General features: G+C 63.4%; 9 protein-coding genes and 1 pseudogene. 6 read left to right on the top strand and 4 right to left on the bottom strand.

Going from position 1 to position 13,808, the window contains the following annotated elements:
• Positions 1-538 precede the first annotated feature (538 nt).
• Positions 539-719, top strand: a pseudogene (locus EG244_RS16955) (hypothetical protein); the annotation flags it as partial.
• Positions 720-2,146: 1,427 nt separating this feature from the next.
• Positions 2,147-2,269 (top strand): hypothetical protein, encoded by a 123-nt coding sequence (locus EG244_RS21345; RefSeq protein ID WP_267900299.1) that lies wholly within the window; start codon positions 2,147-2,149, stop codon positions 2,267-2,269.
• 163 nt (positions 2,270-2,432) lie between these two features.
• Here EG244_RS21345 and EG244_RS16960 read toward each other — a convergent pair whose 3' ends face one another.
• From EG244_RS16960 to EG244_RS16975, 4 genes are all read right to left on the bottom strand, one after another.
• Positions 2,433-4,061, bottom strand: coding sequence for an alpha-D-glucose phosphate-specific phosphoglucomutase (locus EG244_RS16960; protein ID WP_124966366.1), 1,629 nt, complete (start codon positions 4,059-4,061; stop codon positions 2,433-2,435).
• Positions 4,062-4,118: 57 nt separating this feature from the next.
• On the bottom strand, positions 4,119-4,823 hold the full coding sequence (locus EG244_RS16965; protein WP_124966367.1) for a helix-turn-helix transcriptional regulator: 705 nt from the start codon (positions 4,821-4,823) through the stop codon (positions 4,119-4,121).
• A gap of 23 nt (positions 4,824-4,846) precedes the next feature.
• Positions 4,847-4,963 (bottom strand): lipoprotein, encoded by a 117-nt coding sequence (locus EG244_RS16970; RefSeq protein ID WP_124966368.1) that lies wholly within the window; start codon positions 4,961-4,963, stop codon positions 4,847-4,849.
• 95 nt (positions 4,964-5,058) lie between these two features.
• The gene (locus EG244_RS16975) at positions 5,059-6,768 is read right to left on the bottom strand and encodes an extracellular solute-binding protein (RefSeq protein ID WP_124966369.1); all 1,710 of its coding nucleotides are present in this window, start codon (positions 6,766-6,768) and stop codon (positions 5,059-5,061) included.
• Between the two features lie 459 nt (positions 6,769-7,227).
• Here EG244_RS16975 and EG244_RS16980 point away from each other — a divergent pair, with 459 nt between their 5' ends.
• The 4 genes from EG244_RS16980 (at position 7,228) to EG244_RS16995 (ending at position 13,729) form a co-directional block, all read left to right on the top strand.
• Complete coding sequence (locus EG244_RS16980) at positions 7,228-8,001, top strand: 3-hydroxybutyrate dehydrogenase (RefSeq protein WP_124966370.1); 774 nt, start codon at positions 7,228-7,230, stop codon at positions 7,999-8,001.
• A 207-nt stretch (positions 8,002-8,208) separates the two neighbouring features.
• On the top strand, positions 8,209-11,049 hold the full coding sequence (gene uvrA, locus EG244_RS16985; protein WP_124966371.1) for an excinuclease ABC subunit UvrA: 2,841 nt from the start codon (positions 8,209-8,211) through the stop codon (positions 11,047-11,049).
• Positions 11,050-11,205: 156 nt separating this feature from the next.
• Positions 11,206-12,825, top strand: coding sequence for a citramalate synthase (cimA, locus tag EG244_RS16990; protein WP_124966372.1), 1,620 nt, complete (start codon positions 11,206-11,208; stop codon positions 12,823-12,825).
• A gap of 133 nt (positions 12,826-12,958) precedes the next feature.
• Positions 12,959-13,729, top strand: coding sequence for a squalene/phytoene synthase family protein (locus tag EG244_RS16995; protein WP_158617343.1), 771 nt, complete (start codon positions 12,959-12,961; stop codon positions 13,727-13,729).
• Positions 13,730-13,808 lie beyond the last annotated feature (79 nt).

Here is a 13,808-nt window from a genome sequence, read left to right on the forward strand (position 1 = left end):
TCCTGCGAAAGGATCACACCATCAAATCGTGAGATCAAACACCTAAATGAGACCGCGCACCACAAGAACGAGAGAGTGATATGATGGGAGCATCTGCCGTTTTGGATACAGGTGTCTCGCGGGACTGGCTTCATAGCCCCTGTCGGCCAAAGGCCCCTCGGCAGGCCACTAAGCCTTGATCCTGTGCGAGAGGGCGATCAGTTCGACGCTGCAGGTCGGGGTTGAGGGACATTGTTGCATAAATCTATTAGGATTCAGTATTTTACGTGATCATGCTGCGCTGTTGGTATGAACTATCCGCCGAGGACCTGCTACAAGACGAGCAACTGGCGTGCTTATAACCCAGGATTGAAGCGCCGAGGTTCACTGCCCCCATGGTTTGATGCGGGCATGAAGTGGGAAGCGAAGCCCTCCGGCCAGAGGCGCGGGCAACAGACCTCCAGCGGTGAGGAGGATCAGCACACAGTCCAAGTATGAGCAGGATAACCATTTGATCCGGGGGATCAAATTCCCTGTAATTGGTTTTGCCGACGATTGGATGCACTGCCTCAAACAGCCCGGTCAGCGGTTCATGGCCAGGGCATTCGACAGGCAGGTTGCAGAAGTCCAAATCCGTGCTCTTCGCAGTCTCTCTCGGACCGATGGCGTTCGACGGCTCAGTCCTAAACGGCTTCACAGCACTCGGCACGCCGACGACCATCTGTGTTCCATACAGTTGAGCGGGTTTAATACTAAAGCCGATTTGCGCAACACCCCCCCCTGTGCGTACCAATAGGGGATGGACCGACGAGGAAGCGCAATCACAGCTTCCCCTGAGCGCATTCATGGAACCGCTGCGTTGCCAACGATCCCAAATCCCTGCCTTCTGTTTATCGGTCAAAAGATACGCTGACGGTATGCAATGGATCACACGCCTTCTCTCACTAAAGAATAAAGTGTTGCGTCGATCCGGTGAAACCACCGTCACATGCACCCAGAGGGCCATGCGGGTCCGGGAGGTTTGACTGGATGCAGAGGGTGCTGCGGCTCTGCTTTATCCTGACCGGCTCCGATCGGGCCATTGTAAACAGGCGTCTGAGCAGGAAGTCAGAGTCGTGCGATGTGCAGGTGTGGCTGGGCAACGAGGGATTATCCCGCCAGAAATGTCGCCGCGCAGGCTGCTGCGGACCGGTGAGGTCAGCGTCTGCGCTATATCCTGTGTGTGGGGGGAGCGTGGCCGTTTCGGTGGCTGGAAATCCGATGCCGGAAGCGGCGCCCACTCCCATACTGCGCGCGCTTTACACAATGTCCGGCAGCGCATTTTGAAAGGTCCGGTCTGGTGTCGACTGAGGTTAAAGCCCGGGAGTGGCGCCGCTGTGGCGTTGAGCTGTCGGTGCCGCTGGCTTTGCATCCCCGCAGGCGGTCGGAGGGCGTCGGCCTGACGCCCTCCTGCAACCTCACAGGCGTGTATGCTGTCTTGGGCAGGGTTATCATAGGCAGGTAAGTCACCCCGCATCGCGCGCTGTGCCAGGTGGGTGGGGCGCGGACGGGCGCGCTGCAATCCGGGGCAATGCGATCTGCGCGCAGGTGAGGCGCCAGGCGCGATGGCTGTGCCGGCCTGCAGCATCGTCGTGTTTGTGCACCGGTCGTGAACGGATGAGGCCAGGGTCTGCTTTGACAGTCCGGTGCTTCAGGTCGGCTGAAGATACAGGGCCCAAGTCGCTGCCCGCCCGAACGCAGGCCATCGCGCGAGCTAACCGACACGGTTTCGATCATGCCGTGTTCAGGGCCGATGCGATCGGATCAAGCCCGTCCGCGAGATGCGCACATCAGAATTGACTTGAACCAGCTTCACGCGGGCAGTTGCGATCGGGGCTTTGAGCTGAGCCATCTCAGGCGAAGGCTGCGGAACCGGGCGGCAGGTCCCTGGCTCAAAGAACAGCTCTGCGCGTTCTTCTGCCTGAGACCGGTGGACGGGAATAACCCGGCGACCGAAGGAGCCGGAACCGGAAAATGCGCAGGCTGCGGGTCGGCTGATACGCTTTTGCGACCTCACACTTGCCTGGAAATCTGAAGCTCGGGCAGGAAGCCGGGCTGCTGGCGACCAGAGCTGAGTGCGGAGATGAAAGCAGATTGCTTCAGGACTGCCGGTTTCAGGCGTGGCAGATTGTTCTTTTCAGGGGGACAGGCGCAGATAATTTTCTCGGTCTCGGTCTCGGTCTCGGTCTCGGTCTCGGTCTCGGTCTCCAGGGACCAGTGTTTGGCGGGCGGACATTGGCACGAAGACTGAACGCAGAGGCCTCTGCGGCTGTGAGCGGGATATCTTATGAAAATGCGCCATCCCGCTTGAGCAAGGAGAAAAAGCGAAGGGAGATCCGGCGTCCTGCGGGATCGCGCGGCGCAGGGAGCGGGCCGGGTGCCTCTGTCAGGCGATGCGCCCGGCCCGGCATTTCTCAGGTCACGACATCCGGAGCCACCCGCCCCGTTATCCCGGAGATCTGTGCAAGGCCTTCGGCGGCAGCAATGACCGCGGACAGCGCCTCCTGCGGGTCGCGGGCGAAATCGGCGGGGGTGTCGCTGTGCTGCTCCAGATAAAGCCGCAGGGTCGCGCCCTCTGTGCCGGTGCCCGAGAGGCGCAGCACGAAGCGCGCGCCATTTGCGAAGACCACCCGCAGGCCCTGGTTGCGGCTTTCTGAGCCGTCGACGGGGTCGTGATAGGCGAAGTCATCAGCCAGGGTCACCTGAGTATTGCCCACCAGGGTGCCGGGCAGGGTGGCCAGGCGGTCGCGCAGCGCCGTCATCACCGCCTCAGCCGAAGCCACGGGCAGGGCCTCAAAGTCGTGGCGCGAATAGAAGGTGCGGCCGAACTTCTGCCAGTGATCCTGCATCAGCTCCGCGACACTGCGCCCGGTGGCGGCGAGGATATTCAGCCACAACAGCACCGCCCAGAGGCCGTCTTTCTCCCGCACATGGTCTGATCCGGTGCCGAAGCTTTCCTCTCCGCAGATCGTCACCCGGCCGGCATCGAGAAGATTGCCGAAGAACTTCCAGCCGGTCGGCGTCTCATGCGCCTCAATCCCCAGGGCTGCGGCCACGCGGTCCGCCGCCGTTGAGGTCGGCATCGAGCGCGCGATCCCTTTCAGGCCGCCCGCATAGCCGGGTGCCAGATGCGCATTGGCGGCCAGCACGGCCAGCGAATCCGAGGGGTTCACATAGATGCCGCGCCCGACCACCATATTGCGGTCGCCATCGCCATCCGAGGCCGCGCCGAAATCCGGGGCATCGGGGGCCATCAGCTGGCCATAAAGATCGGCAGCCCAGGTCGGGTTGGGATCGGGATGCATACCGCCGAAATCCGGCAGGGGGGTGCCGTGCATCACGCTGCCCGCAGCCGCCCCGAGGCGGCGCTCAAGGATCTCGGTCGCATAGGGGCCGGTCACGGCGCACATGGCGTCGAATTTCATCCGGAAGCCGCGCGCGAACATCGCCCGGATGGCGGGGAAATCAAACAGGCTCTCCATCAGCGCGGCGTAATCGCTGACCGGATCGACCACTTCCACCGCCATGGCATCGAGGCTGTAAGAGCCATCCTGCGAGAGATCGGGGGCCGGAGTGGCGGTGATGTGATAGCCGCTCAGACGCAGGGTCTCGGCATGGATCGCGGCGGTGACGCCTTCGGGGGCCGGACCGCCATTGGCGATGTTATATTTCACCCCGAAATCGCCATCCATCCCGCCGGGATTATGGCTCGCCGACAGGATAATCCCGCCATCCGCGCCATGCAGGCGGATCAGATGCGAGGCCGCCGGGGTCGAGAGCAGCGCATTGCGGCCCACAATCACCCTGGCCACGCCATTGGCGGCGGCCATGCGCAGGATGATCGCGGCCGCCTCCGCGCCGAAGGCGCGGCCGTCGCCGCCGAGCACCAGGGTTTTGCCCTTTGCGCCGACCGCGCTCAGCGTGGCCTGAACGAAGCATTCCAGATAATGCGGCGCGCTGAACTGCGCGGTCTTTTTGCGCAGGCCGGAGGTGCCGGGTTTTTGCCCGTCAAAGGGGCCTGCGGTAATGAAAATGCCGGTCATGAAATATCCGTTGCTGACAGCAGTGCGAAGGGAGTGTGGCGAGCGAAGGCGGCAATGTCACGGCTCATCGGGAAGCGCCGTTTCTCTTGCGTGGAAATCCGCAAGCTCGCGCCCGGGCTCGCGGGGGAAGGTCTCATCGGTGCCGGTCAGAGCGACGATGCGGTCGATGCGCAGCGAGCGAAACCCCTCGCGGTGCTCACACCAGGCGGCAAGGGTCCAGACCCGTCCGGTCAGATCCATCTCCAGCGGGCGGATGTCCTGATGGCTCTCGGATCCATCGGCCTCGATATAGGTGATGGTGACACGCTCGTGGTTGCGGATCGCATCGCGCAAAAGCGGCAGATGCACCGGCGCGCGCTCAGAGGCGCGGGCGGAGCTGCCGAAAAGATCATCGTCCTCGGGGTTGCCGGGGGCGGGGGTGACAGAGGCGAATTTGCCCGCCAGCGAGCGGGCGGCACGGGCCAGCACCGGATCCTCGCCCTGGGCCACCAGCCGCACGCCAAGGCGCAGCGCCTCGATCTCATCGCCGGAGAGGATCATCGGGGGCAGGGTGATCGGCGCGCGCAGCACATAGCCAATGCCGCGCTCGCCCTCAACCGGCAGGCCCGAGGCCATGAGGGTCGCCATATCGCGCCAGATGGTGCGGGTGGAAACCTGCAGCCGCTCGGCCATCTCTGAGGCACGGTGGAGCCGCCCGTCGCGCAGGATCTGGATCAGATCATAAAGGCGATCCGTCCTGCGGACGGGTTTCTCCGCGCTCATGCCCCGGGCTCCGGTTCAGCGGCTCAGAACCAGGTGCCCACGCGGCGCGCGCCGCCCGAGATGTCCTGTCCCACGCCGTCAATGGTGTTGCAGCCCGCCAGCGTCAAAGCAGCCAGTGCTGCGAAAAGAAATGTTTTCATCACTTTGCCTGTGGTTGTCCCCGGCCTTGATGCCGGTGTTATGGCCGCAGTTTAGCACGCTCAGGTGGCAAAGGTCCAATCCCCTGGCAAGGGGGTCAGGGCTTGCGCCACCAGAGATCGGGCAGAAAGCCCGCCGCATCGCCGTAAACCGGCAGCCGGTCGGCGGGATAACCAAGGCCGCTGTCATGCGCGAGGCGCGAGCGGTCGGCAAACCACAGCGGGATCACATAGCGGCCCGCCATCAGCACCCGGTCGAGCGCGCGGACATGCTCGCGAAACGCCTCCGGGGTGACGGCGGTCAGCAGGCCTTCGATCAGCCCGTCAACGGCGGGGCTTTTGACGCCCGCCACATTGCGGCTGCCGGGCGCATCGGCATTGGCAGCGCCCCAGTAAAGCAGCTGTTCATTGCCGGGGCTGAGGGAATTGGCGCGCAGAAGCGTGGTCATATCGAAATCAAAATCGCGCAGCCTTGCGGTCATCTGCGCGTCATCCACGGCCTGGATCTGCGCGGTGATGCCCAGACGGCTGAGGCTTCGGGCCCAGATGGTGGCGGCGGCGCGGATCTCGGCATTGCCCATGGGCAGCAGGATCTCAAAGCGGAAGGGGCTGTTCTCAGCATTGCGCAGCTCTCCGTCCCGGACCTGCCAGCCTGCCTCTTCGAGAAGCGCCATCGCGCGGCGCAGACCGGCGCGGTTGGCTTCACTGCCGTCGGAGACCGGGAGGCTGAGATCGCTCAGCACATCACCAGGCAGGCTTTGTGCAAAGGGGGCCAGAAGTGCGGCGGTCGCGGGCGTGGCGGGGCCCTGCGGCATGGCCAGTCCGGAGTTGTAAAACCACGAGCCCGCCCGCGGCTCGCTGCCGCCGTTCAGGGTCTGGTTGATGAACTCAAAGCCGAAGCTGTCGAGCAGCGCCTGACGCACCCGCAGATCGGCAAAGAGCGGGCGGCGGGTGTTGAAGACCAGACCGGTCATCATGGCGGGGCGCTGGTGCGGGATCTCAGATTTCACCACCTGGCCCGAGGTCACGCGGCCAAAGTCATAGCCCGAGCGCCAGCGCGCGGCCTGATGCTCGCGGTAGACATCGAGGGCACCGGCCTTGAAGGCCTCAAACATGATGGAGCTGTCGGTGAAATATTCCACCCGGATCCGGTCGAGGTTGTGCTGACCGCGCATGACCGGCAGATCCTTCGCCCACCAGTCCGCGCGCTTCTCGAAGGTGATCGAGCGGCCGGGATCGACCCTTGCGATACGGTAAGGCCCCGAGCCGAGCGGTGCCGTCATCCCCGAGGCGGTCAGATCGCGCCCCTGCCAGTCCGCCTGGCTGAGCACCGGCCGCAGCCCCAGGATCAGCGGCAATTCGCGGTCGGGGGCGATAAAGTCAAAGCGGACCGAGCGCGGGCCGGTGATCGTCACCTTTGCCACTTTCTTATGCGCGGTGAGGTAGCGCGGGTGGGCTTCGGCCAGCGCATGGAAAGACCAGACGACGTCTTCCGGGGTTACCGGGCTGCCATCGGCGAATCGCGCTTCTTCACGCAGAGTAAATTCTGCGTATGTGCGCGCCTCATCCGTTTTGACTGATTCGGCCAGTAAGCCATAGACGGTAAAGGGCTCATCCCAGGCGCGTGCCATCAGGGTTTCAACCGTCAGCGGGGTGATCCAGGCTGAGGCTCGCCCCCTCGTTGAAAAAGGGTTCAGAGAATCGAAACCGCCGCTTTCCCCCATGACAAGCGTGCCACCCTTCGGCGCATCGGGGTTGGCCTGCGGGAGCGCCTTAAAATGCAGGGGAAGCGCGGGTTCGCCGTGCATGGCAAGGCCGTGGACCCCTCGCGCAGAGGCACTTTCCTCTGCGAACAAAGGCTGGTAAGCCGCCGTGAACAGAGAGAAAAACGCGGCCAATGCAAGTCGCTTTGGAAATCTGCCCGCCATAATCGCCCCTTTTCCCTTCGGCTGTCGCAGCCTCTGCGCCCCTGATACCGACCCAAACGCGGCTTCGCAAACTTTTGGGTTGGAATCCGTGCGTTTGGAGCGTATATGTTAAGCACTGCTCGATAGGTTTCTTGCCTGTATGAAACCTGCCTCAAGACTGACGCCCGCCTTGTGCGGGCGTTTTTTTATGCCCCGGTGGCGGCGGGGGCTTTGGCCGCTTTCCGGGGGCGTCGGGGGCCCGGTTTTACCGCCTGATGCGCTGCGGCGGCGGGCGCTTTCCCTCTGGCGGTGCGGGCAGGTCCCGGTATTCTCTGCGCAAAGAGCAGGAGGAGATCCGGGATGGGACTGCAGGGAAAAACGGCGCTGGTGACGGGATCGACCTCCGGGATCGGGCTTGGGATCGCGCGGGAACTGGCGCGGGCCGGGGCGGATCTGGTGCTGAACTCTTTCACCGAGAGCCCCGAAGATCACGCCCTGGCCGCGCGCCTCGCAGAGGAATTCGGGGTTCAGGCGCGCTACATCCGGGCGGATATGTCGAAAGCAGAGGAGGCGCGGGGCCTTGTCGCGGCTGCCGGGGGCTGCGACATCCTGGTGAATAACGCGGGCATCCAATATGTCGCACCCATCGATGAATTTCCGGTCGAGCGGTGGGACAGCATCATCGCGATCAATCTGTCTTCTGCCTTTCACACGACGGCCGCCGCTTTGCCGGGGATGCGGGCGAAGGGCTGGGGGCGGGTGGTGAATATCTCGTCGGCGCATGGGCTGACGGCCTCGCCCTTTAAATCGGCCTATATCGCCGCCAAACATGGCATCATCGGATTGTCGAAAACCACCGCGCTGGAATGTGCCGGTCAGGGCATCACCTGCAATGCAATCTGCCCGGGCTATGTGCTGACGCCGATTGTCGAAAAGCAGATCCCGGAGCAGATGCAGGTGCATGGCATGTCGCGCGAAGAGGTCATCGCAAAGGTGATGCTGGCACGCCAGCCCTCGGGGGAATTTGCCACCGTGGAGCAGATGGGCGGGACGGCGGCGTTTTTATGCTCAGAGGCGGCGGCGCAGATCACCGGGACCACGATTTCCGTCGATGGTGGCTGGACGGCGCTTTGAGCGGAGAGGCAGGAGAGGGGGCGCTGCCCCCTCGCGGCGCGGTTGCGCCGCTCACCCCCGGAGTATTGTAAAAAAGCCAAAGCGCGGGGTAGGCGGCGGTGATGGCGATGGCGATGGTGGTGGTTCATACTTTGTTCACTTTTCGCGGTTGCGCTGCCGCATTTTGTGCTTATCTCTGGGCGGATCAGAATTCCCGGGGTGGTGTTGATGGCCGAGCTGAAGTTCATCGAGGTGCGCGGCGCGCGCGAGCATAATCTTAAGGGCATCGATGTTGATATTCCGCGCGACCAGCTGGTGGTGATCACCGGGCTGTCGGGTTCGGGGAAATCCTCGCTGGCCTTTGACACGATCTATGCCGAGGGGCAGCGGCGCTATGTCGAGAGCCTGAGTGCTTATGCGCGGCAGTTTCTTGATATGCAGCAAAAGCCCGATGTGGACCGGATTTCGGGTCTGAGCCCGGCGATTTCGATTGAGCAGAAGACCACCTCGAAGAACCCGCGCTCAACCGTTGGCACGGTGACCGAGATCTATGATTATCTGCGGCTGTTGTTTGCGCGGGTGGGGGTGCCTTACAGCCCCGCCACGGGCCTGCCGATTGAGGCCATGCAGGTGCAGGATATGGTCGACCGGGTCATGGCGCTGCCGGAGGGCACCCGGGGCTATCTGTTGGCGCCTTTGGTGCGCGACCGCAAGGGCGAGTTCAAAAAGGAGATCCTGGAGCTGCGCAAGGGCGGCTTTCAGCGGCTGAAGGTCGACGGGCAGTTCTATGAGATCGAGGAGGTGCCGGAGCTGGATAAGAAGTTCCGGCACAACATCGATGTGGTGGTGGACCGGATCGTGGTGCGGGCGGGCCTCGAGGTGCGGCTGGCGGATTCGATGCGCACGGCGCTTAATCTGGCGGATGGCATCGCCGTTCTGGAGACCGCGCCTGCGGAGGGCGAGGGCGAGCGGATGGTGTTTTCCGAGAAATTCGCCTGTCCGGTCTCGGGCTTTACCATTCCGGAGATCGAGCCGCGCCTGTTTTCCTTTAACGCGCCTTTGGGGGCCTGTCCGGTTTGTGATGGTCTGGGGATGGAGCTCTTCTTTGATGAGCGTCTGATCGTTCCGGATCAGACCCTGACGCTGCTGAAGGGGGCGATTGTGCCTTGGGCGAAGTCGAAGACGCCCTATTTTGTGCAGACCATTGAGGCTTTGTCGAAGCATTACGGTTTCGACATGAAGAAGAAATGGAAGGATCTGCCGGAGAAGGTGCAGAAGCTGTTTCTTTTTGGCTCGCAGGGCGAGGAGATCCCGTTTCGCTATGATGAGGGCGGGCGGATCTATCAGGTCACCCGCAGCTTTGAGGGTGTGATCCCCAATATGGAGCGCCGCTACCGCGAGACCGATTCCGCCTGGTCGCGCGAAGAGATGGAGCGTTATCAGAACAACCGCGCCTGTGGGGCCTGTGGCGGGCACCGGCTGAAGCCGGAGGCTCTGGCGGTGAAGATCGCGGATCATCATGTGGGCCAGGTGGTGGCGAAATCGATCCGCGGCGCGCTGGAGTGGATTGAGGGCGTGCCGGAGACGCTTTCGGTGCAAAAGCATGAGATTGCGCGCGCGATTGTGAAGGAAATCCGCGAGCGGCTGGGATTCCTGGTCAATGTGGGTCTCGATTATCTGACGCTGAGCCGAGCCTCGGGGACGCTTTCGGGTGGCGAGAGTCAGCGGATCCGTCTGGCAAGTCAGATCGGCTCGGGGCTGACGGGGGTGCTTTATGTGCTCGATGAGCCCTCGATCGGGCTGCACCAGCGCGACAATGACCGTTTGCTGGAGACGCTGAAGAACCTGCGCGATGCCGGCAATACCGTTCTGGTGGTGGAGCATGACGAAGATGCGATCCGCGAGGCGGATTATGTCTTCGATATTGGTCCCGGCGCCGGGGTGCATGGCGGCTCTGTCGTGGCCCATGGCACGCCTGCCGAGATCATGGCTAATGAGGCGAGTGTCACCGGGGCCTATCTGAAAGGCAGCCGCCGCATTGAGGTGCCCAAAGAGCGCCGCAAGGGCAATGGTAAGAAGGTCACCGTTCACAAGGCTTCGGGCAATAACCTGCGCGATGTGACGGCGGAGTTCCCTTTGGGGAAATTCGTTTGTGTGACCGGGGTTTCGGGCGGCGGCAAATCCACTCTGACCATTGAGACGCTTTATAAAAACGCCGCCGTGAAGCTGAACCGCGCGCGCGAGACCCCGGCGCCCTGTGAGGCGATCACCGGGTTTGAGCATCTCGATAAGGTCATTGATATTGACCAGCGTCCGATCGGGCGGACGCCGCGCTCTAACCCTGCGACCTATACCGGGGCGTTTGATCCGATCCGCAACTGGTTTGCCGGGCTGCCGGAGTCGCAGGCGCGGGGCTATAAGCCGGGGCGGTTTTCGTTCAATATCAAGGGCGGGCGCTGTGAGGCCTGTCAGGGCGACGGCGTCATCAAGATTGAGATGCACTTCCTGGCGGATGTCTATGTCACCTGCGAGACCTGCAAGGGACAGCGTTATAACCGCGAGACCCTGGAGGTGAAGTTCAAGGGCAAGAGCATCGCCGATATCCTCGATATGACCTGCGAGGAGGGGGCAGAGTTCTTCCAGGCGGTGCCGGCGATCCGCGACAAGATGGTGGCGCTGAACCAGGTGGGTCTGGGCTATGCCAAGATCGGCCAGCAGGCGACCACGCTTTCGGGTGGCGAGGCGCAGCGGGTGAAGCTGGCCAAGGAGTTGTCGCGCCGCTCAACCGGGCGGACGCTTTATATTCTCGATGAGCCGACCACGGGTCTGCATTTTGAGGATGTGCGCAAGCTGCTCGATATTCTTCATGCGCTGGTCGATCAGGGCAATACCGTGGTGGTGATTGAGCATAACCTTGATGTGGTGAAGACCGCGGATTGGGTGATCGACATTGGCCCCGAGGGCGGGGCAGGCGGCGGTATCGTGGTTGGCTCTGGCACGCCGGAGGAGATTGCCGCCACGCCGGACAGCCATACAGGTCGCTATCTGGCGCCCCTGCTGGCGCGATGAACCGGTTTTCGCCCGGCTTTGCGCAGTATTCCTGCGTTGAGCCGGGTCGATGCGACATTTTCGGATAGCGCTTCGGGGCTGAGTCCGTTACTCCCTCACCTCTGAGAAGCCAGCCGCCGGGTGCCTGAGGGTCCGGCTGCCAGAGGAGGGTGAGGCGTGACGGAGCGGCTCTATCTGTATGACACCACGCTGCGCGACGGGCAGCAGACCCAGGGCGTGCAGTTCTCGGTCGCTGAGAAGATTCAGATTGCGAAAGCTCTCGATGCGCTTGGCGTGGATTATATTGAGGGTGGCTGGCCGGGGGCCAATCCGACCGACAGCGATTTCTTTCAGGCAAAACCGCAGACCCGGGCGGTGTTTACCGCCTTTGGCATGACCAAACGGGCGGGCCGCTCGGCGGAGAATGATGATGTGCTGGCGGCGGTAATGAATGCGGGCACGCCGGCGGTCTGTCTGGTGGGCAAGACCCATGATTTTCATGTGACCACCGCGCTTGGGGTCAGCCTTGAGGACAATCTGGACGCGATCCGCGACTCGGTCGCGCATATGGTGGCGAAGGGGCGCGAGGCGCTGTTTGATGCCGAGCATTTCTTTGATGGCTGGAAGGCGAACCGCGGCTATGCGCTGGACTGTCTGCGGGCGGCGCAGGCGGCGGGGGCGCGCTGGATTGTGCTGTGCGACACCAATGGCGGCACGCTTCCGGCCGAGATTTTTGCCATTGTCTCAGAGGTGATTGCGGCGGGGATCCCCGGCGAGCGCCTGGGCATCCATTGCCATGACGACACCGGCAATGCCGTGGCCTGTTCGCTGGCGGCCGTCGATGCGGGGGCGCGGCAGATCCAGGGCACGCTGAATGGTCTGGGCGAGCGCTGCGGCAATGCCAGTCTGACCACGCTGATCCCGACGCTTTTGCTGAAAGAGCCTTACCGCAGCCGGTTTGTGACCAATGTGGCGGCTGAGACGCTGCCGCAGATGGTGCGGATCTCGCGCAGGCTTGATGATATTCTGAACCGGGTGCCGCTGCGTTCTTCGCCCTATGTCGGCTCTTCGGCCTTTGCCCATAAGGCGGGTCTGCATGCGAGTGCGATCCTGAAGGACCCCGCGACCTATGAGCATATCCCGCCTGAGGCGGTGGGCAATGCGCGGGTGATCCCGATGTCGAACCAGGCCGGGCAGTCCAATCTGCGCGCCCGTCTGGCGGAGGCGGGGATTGAGGTGGCGCCGGGGGATCCGCGTCTGTCGCGCATCCTGGAGGTGGTGAAGGAGCGCGAGGATCAGGGCTATGCCTATGATGGCGCTCAGGCCAGTTTTGAGCTGCTGGCGCGGCGCGAACTGGGGCTTTTGCCGGAGTTCTTTGAGGTCAAGCGCTACCGCGTGATCGTGGAGCGGCGCAGGAACCGCTATGATGAGATGGTCTCGGTTTCCGAGGCTGTGGTGGTGGTGAAGATCGGCGGGCGCAAGGTGCTGTCGGTCTCGGAGAGTTTTGACGGCGATTCCGCAGATCGCGGGCCGGTGAATGCGTTGTCGCGGGCGCTTGGCAAGGATCTGGGGCCCTATCAGGCGAGCATTGATGACATGCGGCTGGTGGATTTTAAGGTGCGGATCACCCAGGGTGGTACCGATGCGATCACCCGGGTGATCATCGACAGCGAAGACGGCCAGGGCAACCGCTGGTCCACGGTTGGGGTCTCGGCCAACCTGATTGATGCCTCGTTTACGGCGCTTCTGGATGCGATCACCTGGAAGCTGATCCGCGACGGCGTGCGCGGGATCTGAGGACAGGCCGGGGAGGGCTGGCTGCCCTCCCCGGACCCCGCCCGCGAGTATTTTGAAAAAGCCAAAGACGGCTTGACCCTGGCGCGCGCGCATGGTCAGGAGGCGCCCTGATCTGCCAGCGAAGGTGTGCCCGATGAGCCTTTCTCACTGCATTGAGCGCGTGACTGCCCAGGACCCCGATCGCCATCTGGTTTTGCAGGGGTTTCCCGAGGCTGTGCAGGCGCGGCTTTATCCGCTTTATGCGCTGAACCTTGAGATCGGCCGCGCCGCCTGGGTGAGCCGGGAGCCGCTGGTCTGCGAAATGCGGCTGCAGTGGTGGGCGGATGCGCTGGAGCGGCTGGGCGCGGGCGGCGGGGCGAAGGGGCATCCGGTGCTGGAGGCCTGCGGGTTTCTCTCGGGCGAAGCGGCGCTTTGTGCGCAGATCGCGGGGATTGTTGCGGCGCGCAGCTGGGATGTCTGGTCGGAGCCTTTTGAGGAGGATGACGCACTTTTTGCGCATCTTGAGGCGACCGGCGGGGCGTTGATGGCGGTGGCGGCGCAGCTTTGCGGTGCGGCGGGAGATCCGGAGCCGGTGCGGCAGTTCGGCACGGCCTCGGCTCTGGCGTCCTGGTTCAGAGCCGTGCCGGAGCTGGAGGCGCGCGGGCGCTGGCCTTTGCCGGAGGGCAATGAGGCGGCGGTGCGGCGTCTGGCAGCGCGCGGGACCTCGCTTCTGGCGCAGGCGCGGGCGGCGCGCGGGCAGGTGGCTAAGGCGGCGCTGCCTGCGCTGCTGAGTGGCTGGCAGACCGATGGCATCCTCGATCTGGTGCGGCGTGAGCCGGGGCGGGTGGCGGCAGGACAGCTGGTGGTGCCCGACTATAAGCGGCGCGGCAGTCTGGCCTTTCGGGCGCTGACCGGCCGGTGGTAAAATATTAATCAGTGATCAGGCGTGGGAAGCGGGGCGGTTGACAGGCCCCCCGGCTGCTCCCATCTACTGAGCATACGAG

Source organism: Falsigemmobacter faecalis (assembly GCF_003863335.1).
Taxonomy (GTDB): domain Bacteria; phylum Pseudomonadota; class Alphaproteobacteria; order Rhodobacterales; family Rhodobacteraceae; genus Wagnerdoeblera; species Wagnerdoeblera faecalis.